The following is a 13,957-nucleotide window of genomic DNA, read 5'->3' as shown; positions in this document are numbered from 1 at the left end:
TCCTGATTTCGTCCGCGCCCTTCGCGCCACTCCTTCCCTTTTCCCGTCATGCTCCCGTCCGCGCTGTTCGCCACGCCGTTCCTGAAGGATCCGATGATCCTTTTCCTGTCCGGCCTTGCCCTGCTGGTCCTCTTCTTCTGGTACTTCGCCACCGATTACGAAGTCCGTAAGCGCAATATCGGCACCGTGCTCGTCCTGGGTGTCTCGGCGCTCTGCGTGCTGGCCCTCTATCCACCGAAGGAAAACCTGAAGCTCGGCATCGACCTCGCCGGTGGATCCTCGTTCACCCTGCTGGTGAAACCGAAGATCAACGAAACCACCGGTGAAGTGATCCCGCTCACGGCGGATGACGTGAAGCAGGCCAAGTCGACCGTGGAAAAGCGACTGAACGCCTACGGCAACATCGAAATGAGCTCCGTGGTGCAGGGGAACGACAAGATCCTGCTCCAGATGCCCGGCATGTCTCCGGAAACCGCAGCTGACATCAAGGTCCAGCTCCAGAAGGTGGCTCGTCTTGAGGTCCGCAAGGTGAACCTGGACGGCGGGCACCCCGGCCCCAATGGCAAGACCCTGGCCGAGCGAATCGACGCAGGCGAGGAGCCGCGCATGCCCGGCTACAAGGTCTTCCAGCACCAGTACGAACGCGAAGGCACCAAGCATACCGAGTATCTCCTTCTCAGCAATCGTGTCGCATGGACCGGCAAGGACGTCCAGAACGCCTATCCCGAGTCGATGGGTGGCGGCGTCAGCGTGGGCATCACGCTCACCAGCGCTGGCGGTGACAAGATGATGAACCTCACCAAGGATCTCGTACCCGGCCGCGACCGTATCGCGGTGGTATTGGATGGTCAGGTCCTGACGGCACCCGGCCTCAAGCAAGTCCCGCTCGGCAAGAACTTCCAAATCGACGGTCAGGAGAGCGTCGAGGAAGCCCGCTCGCTGGCCAACGCGCTGAAGAACCCCTTGGAAAACCCGCTCGAAATCATCGACCAGCGCACCGTCACCCCGACCCTCGGCGCGGCAGTGGTCAAGCAAGGCCTGATGGCCGGCATCGTGGGTCTCAGCATCACCGCACTGTTCGTGCTGGTCTACTACCGCACCGCCGGTCTGGTCGCTCTCTTCGGTCTGGTCGTGAATACGCTGATGATCTTCGGCGGCATGGCCATGTTCGACTTCACGTTCACCCTGCCGAGTATCGCGGGTATGATTCTCTCGATCGGTATGGCGGTCGATGCGAACGTGCTCATCTACGAACGCTTGCGTGAGGAAATCGCCGCCGGCAAGTCGCTCAAGATCGCGATCAGCACTTCCTACGACAAGGCCTTCTCCGCGATCTTCGACTCGAACCTCACCTCGCTGATCACTGCCGCGATCCTGCTCTTCATGGGCAGCGGCACCATCAAGGGCTTCGCCATTACCCTCGTCATCGGTATCGCGGCCTCGATGTTCTCCGGCATCCTCGTCACCCGCGTGCTGTTCCGGTGGGCGAATGACCTGAACCTCCTGAAGAAGCTGAGCTTCCTCAACCTGATCAAGGCGACCAACATCGACTTCCTCTCCAAGACCAAGATCTCCTACATCGTCTCCGGTCTCCTGATCCTCGCCAGCATCGGCGCGGTCGCGATGAGAAAGGACCGCAGCCTCGGCGTCGACTTCACCGGTGGCACCCTGATCGAATTCCAGATGGGCGAGAAGCACATCAGCCAACAGGAAGTCGACCAAGCACTGGAAGGTGCCGAGACCGCCAAACGCCCGACTGCCCAGGTCGAGAAATCGATCACCGGCGAGCTGTTGACCGTACGTTGTGCGACCGGCGACGAAGGCAAGGTCGAGGCGCATCTCCGGACCACCTTCCCTTCACTGGCGGAGAAGAATGCTGACGGCAAGCCGGTGATCCAGACCAGCACGCAAGCCGTGTCTGCGGCGCTCGGCCAGGACTACCTCTTGGAGTCCGGCATCGCCCTGGTGCTCGGATTGCTCGGCATCCTTCTCTACATCACGATTCGCTTCGAGTTCTCGTTCGCGCTCGGTGGCTTCGTCGCGCTGCTCCACGATGTGGTGCTGTCCGCCGGCATGGTGATCCTCTTCGGTGGCGAGCTTTCGCTGATCCACGTCGGCGCGCTGCTCACCATCGCCGGTTACTCGATCAACGACACCATCGTTATCTTCGACCGTATCCGCGACTCGCTGAAGCATGGCGAAGGCGATGTGAAGGAACTGATGAATGAGGCCGTCAATGCCACGCTCTCCCGCACGGTGCTGACCTCGCTCACCACCATCGCAACCGTGGCCATCCTCTCGTTCTTCGGTGGCTCTGCGCTGCAGGACTTCTCCTTCATGATCCTCATCGGTCTGGTGATCGGCACCTACTCCTCGATCTTCATCGCCTCGCCGGTGGTGCTCTGGTGGAGCGAGCGCAAGGGCGGCCTGCGGAAGGAAATCCTTCACGCTTCGCTGGCCGAATCCGACATCCAGCCCACGCCGTAATCCTGATCTCCTGCCCGGAATGAAACGCCTCTTCCTCGGTCTCGCGCTGCTCGGCCCCGCCCACGCAGAGAGCGAGGCCGGGAATGGTCCGGTCACGACCAGCGCGGACGACAAGGATCGCCTGCCAATCGGGATCGAGGTAGTGACGGGCTACCGCACGGACTATGTCCACCGCGGCTTCCAGCTTGCCGGCAGCCTCATCGACATCCAGGCCCAGGCGGAAATCGCGCTGAGCAACGAGTGGCTGCTCGATATCGGCGGCTACTATGGCACCGCCACGGGCGACGGCGATTTCTCGGAAGCCGCGGCCTTCTTCGACTTCCGCTACGAAACGGAGAAGTGGACCGCCGCCTTCGGCACCACGTGGCGCGACTATCAGGACAGCTTCTTTGAGGACGGCTTTGATCTGGAGCCGTCATTCACCTGGCATCTCACCAAGGACTGGGACATTGGCACCGGGATCGCCTACGACACTGGCAACGGTGGCTGGTATGGCCACCTCGAAGCCGCATGGTCTCATCCAACCAGCGAGAATTCGTTCGTCTCGACCAAGGCTGGCACCTCGTGGACCGAGGACTACTACGGCACCAATGGCTGGCACGATCTCTATGCCCAAGCCGGCTGGACCTACGCTTTCAACCGCACTGTGTCGGTGACCCCCTTCGTGGGCACTTCAATCCCGATGGACAGCAGCCCCGAGCGCAATCGCCTGTTCGGCGGCGTGTGGTTCGAGGTGAATTTCTGAGGTTGGGAGCGCGGAATTCATTCCGCTTGGACGGTTGGTTCGCAGGACCTGTGAAGCGGATGGTGCCTCACACTTCAGGAAGCTCCCATCGAATCAAGGTCCCACCGGTGCCCCGTTCCCCTTCGGTGCCTCGGGCTTTGGCTCATCGTCCTTGGGCCCCTCTGGCGGAGGCGGGAAGTCAGCAGCATCGATCTTGAGATCCTTGTTGTGATCCATTTCCTCGAAGCGGTCTTCCTGCTCGTCTTCGCTCAGATCCTTGATGAAGCCCGCCTTGCGGAATTCTTCGAAACTGAGTGCTCCGTCGCCATTTTGATCCAACTTCCGGACCAACTCCATGGGATGAGGTCCACGACCGCCCCTGCCGCCTTCCGGCTTGCCGTCCTTGTCCTTCCTTCCATCCCAGTGGGGCGGCGGTCCCTCAGGGCGGTCCTTCGGGGTCAGAGCGCCATCGCCGTCCCGGTCCATGCGATTGAACATCTTCAGTTGCCGCTCCTCCGGGAGCTTCGCAACGAAGCCGAGATTCTTGAACTCCGAGAAAACAATCTTGCCGTCCTTGTTGGCGTCAACCTCTTCGAGAGGCGGCATGCCACCCTGGGGACGCCGCGGCAATTCCTTCAAGTCGATGCGGCCGTCGCCGTCCTTGTCGAGCCGCTTGAAGATCTCGTCGCGCTTCTCCGCAGGAAGTTGCCCGATACGCTCCATGGAAGCGAATTCGGCCGCGGAGATAAAGCCGTCACCATCGGTGTCCGCCTTCATCCACAGTTCCAGCATGCGCCCGCCGCGCTCCTTGTCCTTGCCAGGACCGCCTGGGCCCGGACGATCCTTGTCCCTATCCTTGCCACCTTCGCCGCGCGGCGGGGGTGCAGGCTGATCGTCCGTCTTCGGTGGCTCCTGCGCGATGGCAGTGCCGACGAGAAGCAGGGCGATCCAAGCGGAGTGAGAGGAGTTCATGGGCCGGAGCGAGGGTAGCGGGGACCTTTACGGTCTGCGAGGTGGAAAACTCCCGGGATTCCGCGAAGTTGCGACAGCACCGGTTTTTTGCTCCCCACAGCGCCCCGCCGCGACCCATGCTGCCGCCGTCTTCCAGCGCATGCATATCCGCGACATCCTGGCCAATCGCCGCCCGACCTTTTCCTTCGAGTTCTTCCCGCCGAAGTCCGCCGCCGCCGTGGAGGACCTCTATAAGACCATCGTCGAACTCGAGGCCTATCAGCCGTCATTCGTCTCCGTGACCTACGGGGCGGGTGGCAGCACGCGGGAAATGACCCACGAGCTGGTGGTGAAGATCAAGCAGACCACCTCCGTCCCCCCGGTCCCTCACCTGACCTGCGTCGGCCACAGCGAACCGCAGATCGAGGAGATCCTGCGCCGCTACGCCGCGGCCGGGGTCAGCAATATCCTGGCATTGCGCGGAGACCCGCCGCGCGATTGGCCGAACTACGATTGGTCGGACTGTGACTTCCGCCATGCGGCGGATCTGGTCCGCTTCATCCGCAAGTTCAATGAATCCGGCGCACACCCTGACCCGCGCGGGTTCGGCATCGGCGTCGCCGGTTTTCCCGAAGGTCATCCTACCACGCCGAACCGCCTGCTGGAACTCGACCATCTGAAGGCGAAGGTCGATGAAGGCGCGGACTACATCTGCACGCAGCTGTTCTTCGACAACCACGACTTCTTCGACTTCCGCGACCGATGCCGCCTCCACGGCATCAACGTGCCAATCATCGCAGGCATCATGCCTGTAACCTCGCTGGCCGGCATGGCGAGGATGGCAGAACTCGCGGCCGGTGCACGCTACCCCGCAAAGCTCCTGCGGGCGCTGGACCGCGCCAAGGCCGATCCCGCGGCCGTGGAAAAGGTCGGCATTCACTATGCCGCGCAGCAATGCGCCGAGCTGCTCGATCACGACGTGGACGGCATCCACTTCTACACGCTCAACAAGAGCAAGGCGACTCGCGAGATCTACGCCAGCCTTGGCCTCGCGGCCTCGGCGAGCTGATCGCCGGAGATCGTTTTTGATAAGTCGGCCCGATCCACCAAAGTCAGGCGGATTCGGCTTGTCTCATCAGCGACCCTCGCGCTTTTCGATGAGCTTGTTGATCTCATCCGCCTGACGGCGGGTCAGCTCGAAGAGGGTGCCATCGAGCGGAACGTCCAAGGCAATCCGGCCGCTGCCGGGATCGACCGGAAAAGTCTCCCGCAAGGTGAGATTCCGGTCAAAGGCGTCGCCGGGGATGGAGATGCGCACACCACCGCTGCAGCGGAGCGATTGGGAGCGGCGGATCATGTCCTCTTGCCTGAGCTGGTCATTGAGGCGCTCCTGGGCGCGGCGGTCGAAAATCTCCGTGCCCTTCCCGTTCGCTGAGGAAGCCTTGCCCGCCTTCGAGAGCGAGAGATCATCCCCCTTGTTGTTCTCGGTGGTGGCCTTGGGATCAAAGACCGGCGCAAACTTGGCAGGAAGATTCGTGCCCTCGGGTCCGGATAGCTCCTGGTCGGTCGGATAGCGCACGTCCATCCGGCCCTGCATGGTCATCAGATCGGAGGCCATGAGATCGACGCTGGTCAGTTTCATTGATCCCCCACCCGTCTTGACGTGGAAACTGCCGCGGTTGAAGTCGATCTTGCGATAGCTGTGGAAGCGGTCCGCCAGGGCCAGTGATTTGAAGAGTTCGATCCGTTCCTCCCGCAGGCTGATCATCGAGCCTTCCGTTAACGTAAGGTCGCCTTCGAACTGAATCCCATCCACCGTGTTGGTCGATCCGGATGCGCCAAGTTCGCCGGAAATCGTCCCTTCCACGATTCGCGTCGCCGCTTCCGGGAGCAGCGAGGAAAGGGCCACTTTCGTGAATTCCACCTTACCGGACACCTGTGGCTTTTCGCCGCCAGCCACCGCGAGATCCCTGAAGGCCACGGTGCCTTCGCCGCACTTGAACTTGCCGTCCTTGATGTGAATTCCGCTGCGGCTCAGTTCGACGGTCAGGCTCTCAATCGCAAGATCCCGCAGCCAGTTCTGGGAAAACCGGCCACCGGTGAAAACCAAGTGCCATCCGTCCGGCGAGCGGGTCGCGATCATGCGGCTCTTTTCGATGCGGCCGGCCGTGCGCTGGGAATACCCCCAGCGGATCGACGACTCGTCCACTTCCACCGACGAGAAATCGAAGGCCTCCCAATCCCGGAACACGGAGTCGCCAAGAACCTTTGCCTGATCCGCCGAATCCGCCCCCCCCTTCACTTCCATCTCCAGCCACTTCGCCTGCAAGGTTCCGGCTTTCCACTGTCCGGCCAGGCCTGCCATGAGGGGCATTTTGAAACGGATATTCCCGGCATCCAGGCTGCGGAAGTAGCTCTTGTCCCCGCCCTCGACGACAATCCGGCGGATCTGGGCGTCGCCCTGCGTGCGGCGGAGTTCGACGATCTGTGCCTCGCTGGCGGAAAGGCCCTTGGCCAAGCCGTTATTGAGTGACGTCACGAAATGCGCGGAATCCACCCGCTTGATCAGCCACATCCCGAAAACAGCCGCCGCGACCAGCAGGGCAATCAGGATTTTGAACGCCAACCGCGTGAGATGGTTGAAAGTCATGGCCCAGCCCCCCCCACCCGACATCGAGTGCCGGAGCTGGAACCAGAACCCTTGGCTCGCGATCCACTGGCTCAGCTTCTGATTGAACGATTGCGTTTGATCCGCCTCCATGATGCTGCCCCGGGGGAGCGCCGGATTACAATGGTGGAGCCTTGTGCAGGCGAGCGCAAATTTCCCCTCGCCCGTTGTGGTGGGATCCCCTACCTGTCCGGCCGTGGAAGGCGCCGACTACAAGGTCAAACTGGATATTTTCGAGGGTCCTCTGGACCTGCTTCTTTACCTCATCAAGAAGGATGAGGTGGACATCCACAATATTTCGATCTCCCGCATCACCAGCCAGTATCTCGATTACATCGACACTTTCCGGCTCCTGAACATCGATCTCGCCGCGGAATTCATCGTGATGGCGGCGAACCTGATGTATCTGAAAAGCCGCACCCTCCTGCCGCGCCAGGACCAACCGCCGGAAGAAGACGCCGAAGAGGATGATCCGCGCTGGGAGCTGATCCGCCAGCTCATCGAGTACAAGAAATTCAAGGATGCGGCCGGTTTCCTCAGCCTCAAGGAAGTCGAGCAAGAGGGTTCGTTCGCCTATCAGTCGGAAAAGCCGGACCTGCCGGAGGAGCCGGTCAGTCTCGCCGAGGTGTCGATCTTCGACCTGATCCGGGCGTTCCAAAACGTCCTCAAGCGCTTCGAGGAATCGCACGATCTCGGCGACATCGTGGACGACCGCTACACGGTGGCCGATAAGATCGAGATGCTCCTCTTCCGCTTCGCCCCCGGCCAAGCGGCCCGCTTCGACTCGCTGTTCGAGACCGCCACCACCAAGGCCGAGGTCATCGTCACCTTCCTGGCCGTGCTGGAACTGATGAAGATGAACCAGTTCGTCCTGCGCCAGACCCACCTGTTAGGAGAGATCGAGATCGAGCGGCGCCTCCACACCGCGGCGGCTCACATCGAGGAAGAGGAGTTTGAGGAATCGGAAGCCTGAATTTCTCAGCTTTCCACCACGCGCACTTCCTCCGCTTGGACGATCCGGCGGATGCCTTCGGACGTGCGGACCAGCAACTCGCCACCGTCGCCGATACCGGCGGCTTCGCCGACGAGAACTCCATCCGCAGCGGTCAGGCGGACGCGCTCGCCTGTCAGGGCGCAGCGCTCGCGGAAGCGACGTAATAGTTCATCGAAGTCCGCACCGATCTTCGCCTGCCACACCGGCAGGCGCTCTAACATCGAAGCAAGCACCAGCGGCAGTTCCGGAGCTTCGCCACATTCCAGCGCCAGCGAAGTGGCGCTGTCTTCCAGCGCTTGGGGGAACTCGGTCACGCCGACATTGATCCCGATGCCGACGACCACGAAATCCTCGCCCGCTTCGACCAGAATTCCGGCGATCTTCTTGCCATTGATCCAGACATCGTTCGGCCACTTCACCTCCGCGGCCACTCCGTGACGGTCGAGCCCTTCAGCGACGGCAAGCCCCGCTGCCAAGGACAGCCGGGGCCACAACGCCTTCGGTTCTGTTAGGCGCAGCAGGACTGAAAACGCCAGCCCCTCACCGGGCGGGCAGACCCACGCCGCACCCCGGCGACCCCTGCCCGATTGCTGACGCCCGGCTACGACCACCAGTCCGGCTGGGGCGCCCGCACGCGCGGCTTCACGGACATCATCATTGGTCGAGCCGGTCGTCTCCCGGAAATCCAAGCGGAAGCCGGCGGGCAACTCCACGTCTTGCCAGATGCAACTCATTCCTTCTTCACAAAGTCCAAGGCCAAGTCCAGAGCCCGCACCGAGTGCGTGATGGCGCCCACCGAAATGAAATCGACACCGGTCGCGGCGATGCCGCCCACCGTGTCGATGGTCACGCCACCACTCGCTTCTAACAGCGGGGACGCCCTGTCGCCGCGCAACTCGACGGCCTGCCGCAGCTCGCCGAGCGTCATGTTATCGAGCAACAGATGATCGACACCTTCCAGCCCGAGGAAGGCTTCGACTTGCTCCAGACTGTCCGCCTCGAGTTCCACTTCCACCCCGGGGTGCTCGGCCTTGAGATTCGAAATCGCCTCCTGAAGTTCTTCCAAGCGGCCTTCAGCGACGAGGTGATTGTCCTTCACCATCACGCGATCATAGAGCCCCATGCGATGGTTCACGCCGCCGCCATGCGTCACCGCCAGCTTGTCCAGATAGCGCCAGCCGGGGATGGTCTTGCGGGTGTCGAGGATGCTGGCGTTGGTGCCCTTCACCGCCTCCACATACTGCCAGGTCGCGCTGGCAACCCCGCTCATGCGCTGGAGGAAATTGAGGGCCGTGCGCTCGGCGGTAAGCACCGAACGGGCCGGACCTTCGAGCTTGATCAGAAATGCACCTTCGGCGATCCGGCTGCCATCCTCGACAAGCAGCGTGGCCTCCACCGACGGATCGATCCGGTGGAAGACTTCGACGGCGACTTCCCCGCCGGAAAGCACGCCGGATTCGCGGGCCACGATGAAGCCAGTCGCGCGGCGGTCTCCGGGGACAAAGTATTGCGACGTCAGGTCTCCCGACCCGATGTCCTCTGCGAGGGCTGCTTGAATCAATCGCTCGACGCTTTCGTGCACGGCGCGGATGTTTCTATGCCACGTGTTTTCACGCAACCTCCATTCGCCGGGCGCGGGTTGCCGAAATTCCCCGCCGTCATTCTCGCTTGCCCCGGGGCTTGTGGTGGAGCGACCCTAGCTATTGTGGCAATATCGTTTCAGCCATCTCTCCTTGCAGATTGGATTACCGGCGGGTTGCGGGGAATCGTCCCGTCGCCGTGGCTGGAAATTCTTCTCGCCCTCGCGGCCGTGATCTCCGGCGCGCTGATCGGCGCGGAACGGGAGCGTCATGAAAAGCCGGCAGGACTTCGCACCCTCATGCTCGTCTGTCTCGGGTCGGCGGCCTTCACGATGATCTCCTACGCTTTCACCTCGACCACCGGGGATTCCGGGCGCGTCGCCGCGCAGATCGTCACTGGTATCGGCTTCCTAGGCGCAGGAGCGATTCTCCATGATCGCTCCAATATCTCGGGAATGACCACTGCCGCCACCATCTGGGCGACCGCAGCCGTGGGAATGGCCGCGGGGGCTGGGCATCTGGTGGGAGCGCTCGCGCTCAGCCTGCTGATGAGGACCGTCCTTACTGCCGTGCAGGGCTGGGAAATCCGTCACCTCGGCGGGATGCGCGCGGTCTCCATCGAGCTGCTCTTCGAGCCCGACCATGGCAAGACCCGGATCCGCATCGAGCGTCTGCGCGAGGTATTTCACGCCACAGCCCGCCAGATGCAGATCGAGTCGCTTGAGGACGGACAAGTCCGAGCCAGCATCGAGGTGCACCTGCCGCGTCGGCATCTGCGCGAACTCCTCAATTCCCTCGCCGACCTCCCCGCAGTGAAGGAGATCCACACGTCGAACATCGGAGGGGAACCTTGAATCCCTTTCTCACAGCGCCCTCACATAGCGCAGCTCTCGGACCGGACAGCCGGAAATGTCTTCGGTCTTTTCCACGCCATCCGGCGAAAAACCGATACTCTCACAGAAGCGCTTCGCCCGGTCGTTCGCACCAATCACCCACTGGGTGACGCGCGAGTAGCCCCGGCGCTTGGCTTGGTCCAGGGCCTCCTCCGCCAACTCGTGACCCGCGCCGCGTCCCCAGGCGAGCGGATCGACGAAGAACGAACCGATCTCCGCGGTCGTCGGACCGGCATCCGGATCCTGTGATTGGGAGAAGGTGCAGAATCCGGCCATCCGGGTGCCTTTCATCGCGACCAGAATCGTCTGCTCACAGGGCGTTCCCAGCACGTCCTTCCACTCTACGGCACGGCGGGATGCATCCAACTGGCGAAGCTTCGTCTCAGGCACCAAGCCCTTGCAGGCAGCTTGGCACGAGCGAACTTGGATTCCGGCGATTCGAGGGGCGTCGCGGCCGGTAGCGTGACGGATCAAGAAGCTGGCGAGGGTTTTCACGGTGCATCACTTTGCATGCGCTCCCTGCCCCATGCAACTCGACAACTGAATCCGGATACCGTGGTTCTTCGTAAGTTATTAGACGGTTAATTCCGTCGGGCCTCGTCGATCTGGTCAATCAAGTCGTTTCTCTGCTGCATAAATGATTTTTCAGCATCACGGTAACCTGTCGCTTTGCTGGTGCCGTTGATGATCGAGTAGATCGCGAGTCCGATGAAGACGAGGCCGAACAATGGCAAAGGACCTCCAAGGTTTGCTCCCACCGCCGTGGCCGCAATTCCCATGACGAGCATGATGCCGCCACCGATCAAACTGCCCGCCTCGGTGGGAACCGAGCGGTGACCATTCTTGCTGGTCACCATGAAACCCTGGCGGCGGTTCTCCCACTCCCGGTCGAGGCGCTCCAGGTCATTCTGGAGTTCGATCACCCGGAGATTCCCGGCCATCTTCTCGGTGGTGCGTCCGATGTCTTCCAACAGCCGCGTATGGGTCACCGTTGGATCATGGATGATCTCTAGCCGCGCGTGGCAATAGTTGCAGGTGGCAAAGCGGATCGACTCATCGACCTGCAAATCCGCCCCGCAGCCTTGGCAGCACACCTTGGTTACCTTCATGTCGCGGAGCATGAAGGGAATAAGCTGCTTTCCGCACGTGGAATTTCAGGACTCGTGTGGAGTGCTGCAACGGATTGCAGCACTCCCGACAGCGAACGTCGAAAGGCGACGGATTACTTCTTCTTGGCTTGGCCCATCGCCTGGCTGAACCAGTCGTTGTTTCCCCCGCCCTGCTGCGGGCGATTGTCGCGACGCTGATCCGGGCGCGGGCCGCGGTCGTTGCCGCCACCGCCACCTGCCGGAGCACGGCGGGGCTCCATGTCCGGCTTGGACTTCATGGAAAGGGAAATGCGGTTCCGCGGAAGATCGACTTCCATGACGGTGACGTCGACCCGTTGGCCGACCTTCACAACTTCACTGGCATCCCGGATGAAGTGGTCGGCGAGCTGGCTGACGTGGACGAGGCCATCCTGGTGGACGCCCACGTCGACGAAGGCACCGAAGGCGGCGACGTTGGTGACGATGCCGGGAAGCTTCATGCCGACCTTGAGGTCGCCTGGCTTCTCAACGCCCTCGGCGAAGGAGAAATGCTCGAACTGCTTGCGCGGGTCACGGCCCGGCTTGGAAAGCTCGGCGAAGATGTCCTGCAAGGTAGGCAGGCCGACATCGCCGGAGACGTATTTCTTGAGATCGATCTTCTTGCGGGAAACTTCGTTGGTCAGCAGGTCGCCAACCTCGCAACCCACATCCGCAGCCATGCGCTCGACCAGCGGGTAGCGCTCGGGGTGAACAGCGGAGCTATCGAGCGGGTGCTTGCTGTCGCGGATGCGAAGGAAGCCAGCCGCTTGCTCGAAGGCTTTCTCGCCAAGACGCGGGACCTTTTTCAACTCATCCCGCGAGGTGAAGCCGCCGTGCTCAGTGCGGAAGGCGACAATGTTTTCAGCAAGCGAAGCATTGAGGCCGGAGACGTAGGCGAGGAGCTGTTTGGAGGCGGTGTTGAGTTCGACGCCGACGGCGTTCACGGCGCTCTCCACGGTATCATCGAGCGACGTCTTGAGCGCGCGCTGGTCGACATCGTGCTGATACTGGCCAACGCCGATCGACTTGGCGTCGATCTTCACCAACTCGGCAAGCGGATCCATCAGGCGGCGCCCAATCGAGACCGCACCACGAACGGTGACGTCCTCATTTGGAAACTCTTCGCGGGCGACTTCGGAGGCGGAGTAAATGGACGCGCCGGACTCATTCACCATGATCACGGGAATCCCGGACGGCAGCTTGAGCTTCTTCACGAAGGCTTCGGTCTCACGGCTGGCGGTGCCATTGCCGATTGCGATGGCCTCGATCTTGAACTTCGTGATCATGCCGGTGAGCTCGACGGCGGCCTCGTAGAGCTGGTTGTTAGAACCGGCAGTGGCGTAGAGCACCGTGTGGTGGAGCAGCGCGCCTTGGGCATCGAGCGCGACGGTCTTGCAGCCGGTGCGGAAGCCGGGGTCGATGGCGAGCGTGCGCTTGCGGCCGAGCGGCGAGGCGAGAAGCAGCTCGCGGAGGTTGTCGGCGAAAACGCGGATGGCGGTTTCGTCGGCGGCCTTCTTTCCGGCGAGACGCATCTCTGTCTCCATTGAGGGCATCAGCAAGCGCTTGCAACCATCTTCCACCGCTTGCTTCACCTGATCGGCAGCAGGGCCGCGACCGGTGACCCACTCGGGCTCGGCGAGGCGGCTGATCCGCTCAAGCGGCACCTCGATCCGCATGATCAGGAAGCTCTCCTTTTCACCGCGGCGGATCGCCAGCATGCGGTGGGACGGGATGTTTTTGAAGGGCTCGCTCCACTCGAAGTAGTCGCGATACTTCGCGGCTTCGGCGTCGGTGTCCTTTCCATACATCACCTTGGAAGCGACCGTGGCCTCTTCCTCGTAAATCTTACGGGCGCGACCACGCAGCGCGGCGTCATCCGCCACGCGCTCGGCGATGATATCGCGGGCTCCGGCGAGCGCCTCGTTGACATCGGCAACCTTCTTCTCGGCATCCGTTTCCGTATCGGCATTGACGAACTTCGCCGCCTCTTCGGCTGGATCGGCTCCTTGATTCGCAAGCAGCCAGTCGGCAAGTGGTTCCAGGCCCTTTTCCTTCGCCTTGGTGGCGCGGGTTTGGCGCTTCGGGCGGAAGGGGGCGAAGATGTCCTCCAGCACGGCCATGGTCCCGGCGGCATCGATCTTCTTCTTCAGCTCCGGAGAGAGCAGGTTCCGCTCTTCCAGCGACTTGATGATGGAGACACGGCGGCCATCGAGTTCCACGAGCTGCACCATCCGGTCGCGCACGGCTTGGATCTGCACCTCATCCAGCGAGCCGGTGGCCTCCTTGCGGTAGCGGGAAATGAACGGCACCGTGCCGCCCTCGGCCAGCAGCTTGGCGGTCGCCGCGACCGAGGTCACATTGATGCCGGTTTCCTTGGCGATGGTGATGATGTGCTGCGCGGCGGCTTCGTTCGGGACGTCACTCATGGATGTGGGGGGCAAAGGTAGGGCTCCGCCGTCCGCCGTGGCAAGCGGGGGAAAATTACAAGGCCAAAGACGCTCGCAACTCCGATGCTTTTTTCCGTGCCGGGTGG

12 protein-coding genes are annotated in these 13,957 nt (G+C 62.1%); 5 read left to right on the top strand and 7 right to left on the bottom strand.

Annotation, left to right across the window (positions count from 1 at the left end; all coding sequences use genetic code 11):
* Positions 1–48 precede the first annotated feature (48 nt).
* Together secD and WKV53_RS07075 are read left to right on the top strand one after the other, a co-directional pair.
* A complete protein-coding gene (secD, locus tag WKV53_RS07080; RefSeq protein ID WP_341403710.1) occupies positions 49–2,487 on the top strand; it encodes a protein translocase subunit SecD in 2,439 nt (812 codons plus the stop codon).
* A 19-nt stretch (positions 2,488–2,506) separates the two neighbouring features.
* A complete protein-coding gene (locus WKV53_RS07075) occupies positions 2,507–3,232 on the top strand; it encodes a hypothetical protein (RefSeq protein WP_341403709.1) in 726 nt (241 codons plus the stop codon).
* Between the two features lie 93 nt (positions 3,233–3,325).
* Here the strand turns inward: WKV53_RS07075 and WKV53_RS07070 are convergent, their stop codons facing one another.
* Positions 3,326–4,183, bottom strand: a complete 858-nt coding sequence (locus WKV53_RS07070; RefSeq protein WP_341403708.1) for an EF-hand domain-containing protein — start codon at positions 4,181–4,183, stop codon at positions 3,326–3,328.
* A 139-nt stretch (positions 4,184–4,322) separates the two neighbouring features.
* Between WKV53_RS07070 and metF the strand changes: the two genes are divergently transcribed.
* On the top strand, positions 4,323–5,231 hold the full coding sequence (metF, locus tag WKV53_RS07065; RefSeq protein ID WP_341403707.1) for a methylenetetrahydrofolate reductase [NAD(P)H]: 909 nt from the start codon (positions 4,323–4,325) through the stop codon (positions 5,229–5,231).
* A 66-nt stretch (positions 5,232–5,297) separates the two neighbouring features.
* Here the strand turns inward: metF and WKV53_RS07060 are convergent, their stop codons facing one another.
* A complete protein-coding gene (locus tag WKV53_RS07060; protein ID WP_341403706.1) occupies positions 5,298–6,923 on the bottom strand; it encodes a hypothetical protein in 1,626 nt (541 codons plus the stop codon).
* Positions 6,924–7,026: 103 nt separating this feature from the next.
* Here WKV53_RS07060 and WKV53_RS07055 point away from each other — a divergent pair, with 103 nt between their 5' ends.
* Positions 7,027–7,803 carry a segregation and condensation protein A gene (locus tag WKV53_RS07055; RefSeq protein WP_341403704.1) on the top strand — a complete coding sequence of 259 codons (777 nt, stop codon included), beginning with the start codon at positions 7,027–7,029 and terminating at the stop codon, positions 7,801–7,803.
* Positions 7,804–7,808: 5 nt separating this feature from the next.
* On the opposite strand, the gene WKV53_RS07050 is transcribed toward WKV53_RS07055, so the two are convergent.
* Both WKV53_RS07050 and nadC read right to left on the bottom strand, forming a co-directional pair.
* A complete protein-coding gene (locus WKV53_RS07050) occupies positions 7,809–8,558 on the bottom strand; it encodes a biotin--[acetyl-CoA-carboxylase] ligase (protein ID WP_341403703.1) in 750 nt (249 codons plus the stop codon).
* Positions 8,555–9,406 carry a carboxylating nicotinate-nucleotide diphosphorylase gene (gene nadC, locus WKV53_RS07045; RefSeq protein WP_341403701.1) on the bottom strand — a complete coding sequence of 284 codons (852 nt, stop codon included), beginning with the start codon at positions 9,404–9,406 and terminating at the stop codon, positions 8,555–8,557. Before nadC ends, WKV53_RS07050 begins: the two co-directional genes overlap by 4 nt.
* Before the next feature lie 174 nt (positions 9,407–9,580).
* Between nadC and WKV53_RS07040 the strand changes: the two genes are divergently transcribed.
* Positions 9,581–10,258, top strand: a complete 678-nt coding sequence (locus WKV53_RS07040) for an MgtC/SapB family protein (protein ID WP_341403700.1) — start codon at positions 9,581–9,583, stop codon at positions 10,256–10,258.
* A 9-nt stretch (positions 10,259–10,267) separates the two neighbouring features.
* Here WKV53_RS07040 and WKV53_RS07035 read toward each other — a convergent pair whose 3' ends face one another.
* The 3 genes from WKV53_RS07035 to WKV53_RS07025 all read right to left on the bottom strand — a co-directional run bounded on the left by WKV53_RS07035 (position 10,268) and on the right by WKV53_RS07025 (position 13,850).
* Positions 10,268–10,792: a GNAT family N-acetyltransferase gene (locus WKV53_RS07035; protein ID WP_341403699.1), complete on the bottom strand. Its 525-nt coding sequence runs from the start codon at positions 10,790–10,792 to the stop codon at positions 10,268–10,270.
* 86 nt (positions 10,793–10,878) lie between these two features.
* Entirely contained in the window at positions 10,879–11,406 is a 528-nt protein-coding gene (locus tag WKV53_RS07030) for a hypothetical protein (RefSeq protein ID WP_341403698.1), read from the bottom strand.
* 113 nt (positions 11,407–11,519) lie between these two features.
* Positions 11,520–13,850: a Tex family protein gene (locus WKV53_RS07025; RefSeq protein ID WP_341403697.1), complete on the bottom strand. Its 2,331-nt coding sequence runs from the start codon at positions 13,848–13,850 to the stop codon at positions 11,520–11,522.
* Between the last annotated feature and the right edge of the window lie 107 nt (positions 13,851–13,957).

This window comes from Luteolibacter sp. Y139, from assembly GCF_038066715.1.
In the GTDB taxonomy this organism is placed as follows: Bacteria; Verrucomicrobiota; Verrucomicrobiia; order Verrucomicrobiales; family Akkermansiaceae; genus Haloferula; species Haloferula soli.
The sequence above is the reverse complement of the archived record's forward strand: the minus strand, read 5'-3'. Positions and strand labels throughout refer to the sequence as shown.

Bases quoted from the DNA above. Each gene is read 5' to 3' on its own strand.
- secD (WP_341403710.1), top strand. From the start codon at position 49: ATGCTCCCGTCCGCGCTGTTCGCCACGCCGTTCCTGAAGGATCCGATG.
- WKV53_RS07075 (WP_341403709.1), top strand. From the start codon at position 2,507: ATGAAACGCCTCTTCCTCGGTCTCGCGCTGCTCGGCCCCGCCCACGCA.
- WKV53_RS07070 (WP_341403708.1), bottom strand. From the start codon at position 4,183: ATGAACTCCTCTCACTCCGCTTGGATCGCCCTGCTTCTCGTCGGCACT.
- metF (WP_341403707.1), top strand. From the start codon at position 4,323: ATGCATATCCGCGACATCCTGGCCAATCGCCGCCCGACCTTTTCCTTC.
- WKV53_RS07060 (WP_341403706.1), bottom strand. From the start codon at position 6,923: ATGGAGGCGGATCAAACGCAATCGTTCAATCAGAAGCTGAGCCAGTGG.
- WKV53_RS07050 (WP_341403703.1), bottom strand. From the start codon at position 8,558: ATGAGTTGCATCTGGCAAGACGTGGAGTTGCCCGCCGGCTTCCGCTTG.
- WKV53_RS07030 (WP_341403698.1), bottom strand. From the start codon at position 11,406: ATGAAGGTAACCAAGGTGTGCTGCCAAGGCTGCGGGGCGGATTTGCAG.
- WKV53_RS07025 (WP_341403697.1), bottom strand. From the start codon at position 13,850: ATGAGTGACGTCCCGAACGAAGCCGCCGCGCAGCACATCATCACCATC.